Genomic DNA, 3,815 nt, shown 5'->3' with positions numbered 1-3,815 from the left:
AATTATTTACATTCTATACTATCACCAACTTGAATTTTTTATAGTGGAGGCAACTTATGTCAGAGTCAATGATAACCAAACAGGCCATAGCTACAGGTTTTAAAAAACTAATGAACGAAAAGCCCTTTGACAAAATTACAATTCTTGATATCACTAAGACATGTGGGCTTAATCGTCAAACCTTCTATTATCATTTCCAAGACAAATACGAATTGCTGAACTGGATTTTCTATAATGAGGTTATTCTAGTGTTAACAAAAGATTTGTCGCTTGATACTTGGCCAGATAATCTATATAATATGTTAACTGTTATGAAGGAAAATGGCACCTTCTATCGAAATGCAATTAATCATTCTTTCCAAGAAGAGTTTAAAAATTATCTACTAAACATATCAGAAGAACTCTTTTATAATACTATTGATCATATCAAAGGAGATTATCCTATGCCAGAAGATGACCAAAAGTTTCTTTCCCGTTTTCTCTCTTTTGGTGTTGTTGATAGTATTGTGTGGTGGATCAAAGAAGATATGGTACGTTCCCCACTTACTTTGAAGAAACAAATTGTATCCTTAATTAACGAGTGTAAGATGTATGCAACCAAACACCCTCCTACGCTTTCATAATTCTTTTACATAGACTTTATAAAAATAATCAATAATTTGTTGTTGTGTACCTTCTATACATAACTGTTGTAATGCCTTATTCACTTCATTCTTCTCATCAGCATTTATATAGATATTCATATTCTCTCCAAGCTCCATAAGGTTCCTGACGCATCGTTCAGGAGCTTTTTTTCTACTTCTTAGAATGATTGGTATGGTAATATTCAAAATAATTTGATCAAAATGTTTGGACATTAACCTAACTCCTTTCCGTTTTATCCACGTACTCTATATTATAAATATATTACCTACATAAGCTTCCGCATATAGATATCTTATTTAAGATGTCGTAATTCTAAACAAATGATACCCTTTGTCGTATTTCACGACATTGAAATATTTTTGTGTAATTACATATTTTTTCCTCCGCAATATACTACTAAGCGAAGGAGAAATGTGCTGATAAATCACATACGATATTATGTGTATACACAAAATCTCCAGACTATGAAAGGAGCAAGGATATCTATATGAACAAACAAAGTAATAAAAAGAGATTCGTACCTTATGTTATTTTACTAGGTGTTGTCATTATTCCACTGCTGTATAGCTACTTCTATCTCGGTGCCTTCTGGGACCCATATGCAAAATTAGATAACGTTCCTGTAGCAGTTGTTAATGAAGACACTGGAGCTACCATTAATGATAAAAGTAGAAATTTAGGTCAAGAGATGTGTGATAATCTAAAAGAAAATGCATCTTTGAAATTTTCATTTACAGATGAAAAAACTGCTAAAGATGGTTTGAAGAAAAACGATTATTATGCAATAATCGTAATTCCTGATAATTTCTCACAGGATATTGCAACTACTAGTTCGACAAATAAGCAGACGGCTACCATTACTTATTCTTCCAATGAAAAGACCAATTACTTAGCTTCTCAAATCCTTAACAATGCTGTTGCTAAGATTGAGAAATCCTTACGTTCTTCAATTGATAATGAAATCGTAAGTACATTATCTGACCAGTTAACAGGTGTACCAGGTCAATTACAGTCACTATCTGATGGTTTATCAACAATAGAAAACGGTGCTTCTGATTTATCAGATGGAACTTCAAAACTATCCGATGCATCGAAAGAACTACACACTGGTACCGACAAATTAGCGACTGCAACAGATACACTAAAAGAAGGTACTTCCTCTCTATCTACTGGCTCTAAGAATCTTCAGTCAGGAATTCAAAAGATTCTTGCTGGTGGAACTACATTAAACCAGGGGTTAGGCAAATTATCAAAAAACATCAAAACCTTCCAATCAGGTATTAAATCAGCTTCAAAAGGAAGTACTACACTAGAAAGTGGTATCATAAATTTAGATTCTGGTATCGATGAATTATTAAAAGGTGCCAAAAAGTTAGAAGCTGGAACTAGCAAATTAGATGATTTAAAGAATGGAGCTGATTCTCTTTCCACTGGTGCTGCTACCTTATTAGAAGGAATCAATACTTATACTGCAGGTGTAGATACCTTATTAGACACAGTAACTACATTAACAACTACATTAAGTCAATATGCTGCTACAACTGATGATGCTACGATAAAAGCAATCGTTACTCAATTAACAACTAAAGAGAATCTTGAAAGCATGCATGCTCTTCAGAATGCTTCCGCTACATTAAAACAAGGTGCAGCTTCTTTGAAATCTGGAACACAAACCCTATCATCAGGAACACAAAACCTCGCTACATTAAAAGATGGGATTACTAGTATCAAAGAAGGATTAACTACAGCAAAGAAAGGTTCTGCTGCTTTAGCAACAGGTGCAAATAATTTACAAAGCGGTTTATCTAAACTAAATAAGGCAAGCACAAAATTAGTAGATGGAACAAACAGCTTATACAATGGTTCTAACACATTGTCAGATGGTCTTGGTTCATTATCAACTGGTATTAATTCTCTAACTGATGGAGCAACGAAACTAGATAATGGTGCTTCTAGGGTTAATGATGGTGCTAATACTTTAAATGATGGTACCTCTGAGTTAGTATCTGGTACTTCAACACTTGATGATGGAGCTCAGAAACTTACTGATGGTATTCAAACTGCCAATGATAAGGTAAATGATTCCCTTTCAAAAGCAAGTGATAAGATTTCTAGTCTAGATGGTTTAAATGAATATGCTTCTGATCCCGTAACGATTGAATCTGATGCATATGCACCAGTTCCAAACTACGGTACTGCATTTGCTCCATATTTTATGTCACTTTCCTTATATGTTGGTGGATTAATGATCTTCTTCGGTATCTACTTTGACCCAGATAATCACTTTAATCTGTTGTCAAGGAAATCTACTCGTGTAATCAAGAGAAGCTTTGCTTACTTAATTATTGGGTTATTACAGGCAATCTTATTATGTATTGTTTTATCACTTGGATTAGGACTTAAGGTTGAGAATATACCATTGTATGTTGTTTCTTGTTGTTTAGTATCCATGGTATTCATCTCCATCATACAACTATTATTACTCTTCTTTAGTAACGTTGGTAAATTCCTCGCTATTGCATTACTGATCATACAACTAGCTTCCTGTGGTGGTACTTTCCCAATGGAGACATTACCTAAGTTCTACAACATTATGTATCCATTCATGCCAATGACTTACTCAGTAGGATTGTTTAAAGAAGCAATTAGTGGTGTAGGAGATACCTCCCTTATCTTAAAAAATGTACTTGTATTACTTGCAATCTTAGTGGTAGTAATGGGTATTACTGTGACACTTGCACTAATTCGTAAGAATAAAAAAGAAGTTATGCCTACAGAAACAGATGTGCCCGTTTTATAAGAAAACTTGTAATAGTAATGAAATAGTATCCTAAAAATAATTCCTAGAAGGTGTGTGCCTATGACGAAACGAAATGTACATCATAGGCATTCTACTTCTTGGGTTCGTCTTTTACTGATGTATAAATGTAATCTAACTAGTAGAATTCATGCCGAATACTTTTTATAATTTATCAATGTCTGGAATGTCTCCATCACTATAATCATAATCCTCGTTCCAATCATAATCCATGTTTATCTTATTGGAAAACTTATTTCTGTCTGTTGTATTATTTTTATCTGTTTTATTCGTACTTGTTTCTGTCCTATCCGAAGTATCATTCGTTGTACTAGTAGTCTTGATATTATTTTTTTGCTCCATAATAAATCTC

4 protein-coding genes are annotated in these 3,815 nt (G+C 33.5%); 2 read left to right on the top strand and 2 right to left on the bottom strand.

The genetic code is table 11. The features are described from left to right. The first annotated feature begins 56 nt into the window (after positions 1–56). On the top strand, positions 57–623 hold the full coding sequence (dhaS, locus tag ACW2QF_RS08650) for a dihydroxyacetone kinase transcriptional activator DhaS (RefSeq protein ID WP_455715600.1): 567 nt from the start codon (positions 57–59) through the stop codon (positions 621–623). Here the strand turns inward: dhaS and ACW2QF_RS08645 are convergent. Further along, positions 618–857 (bottom strand): hypothetical protein, encoded by a 240-nt coding sequence (locus tag ACW2QF_RS08645; protein WP_455715599.1) that lies wholly within the window; start codon positions 855–857, stop codon positions 618–620. The genes dhaS and ACW2QF_RS08645 overlap by 6 nt on opposite strands. A gap of 275 nt (positions 858–1,132) precedes the next feature. Here ACW2QF_RS08645 and ACW2QF_RS08640 point away from each other — a divergent pair, with 275 nt between their 5' ends. After that, entirely contained in the window at positions 1,133–3,445 is a 2,313-nt protein-coding gene (locus tag ACW2QF_RS08640) for a YhgE/Pip family protein (protein WP_455715598.1), read from the top strand. A gap of 162 nt (positions 3,446–3,607) precedes the next feature. On the opposite strand, the gene ACW2QF_RS08635 is transcribed toward ACW2QF_RS08640, so the two are convergent. Continuing rightward, positions 3,608–3,815: hypothetical protein (locus ACW2QF_RS08635; RefSeq protein WP_455715597.1), on the bottom strand; the 208-nt coding region annotated here is incomplete at its 5' end.

The sequence above is a fragment of the Anaerosporobacter sp. genome (assembly GCF_965301125.1).
Note: the sequence above shows the minus strand (reverse complement) of the source record. Positions and strands in the feature narration are given on the sequence as shown.

What these genes read in the sequence shown, in the direction of transcription:
- ACW2QF_RS08640 (WP_455715598.1), top strand. Translation starts at nt 1,133, where the DNA reads ATGAACAAACAAAGTAATAAAAAGAGATTCGTACCTTATGTTATTTTA.
- ACW2QF_RS08645 (WP_455715599.1), bottom strand. Translation starts at nt 857, where the DNA reads ATGTCCAAACATTTTGATCAAATTATTTTGAATATTACCATACCAATC.
- dhaS (WP_455715600.1), top strand. Translation starts at nt 57, where the DNA reads ATGTCAGAGTCAATGATAACCAAACAGGCCATAGCTACAGGTTTTAAA.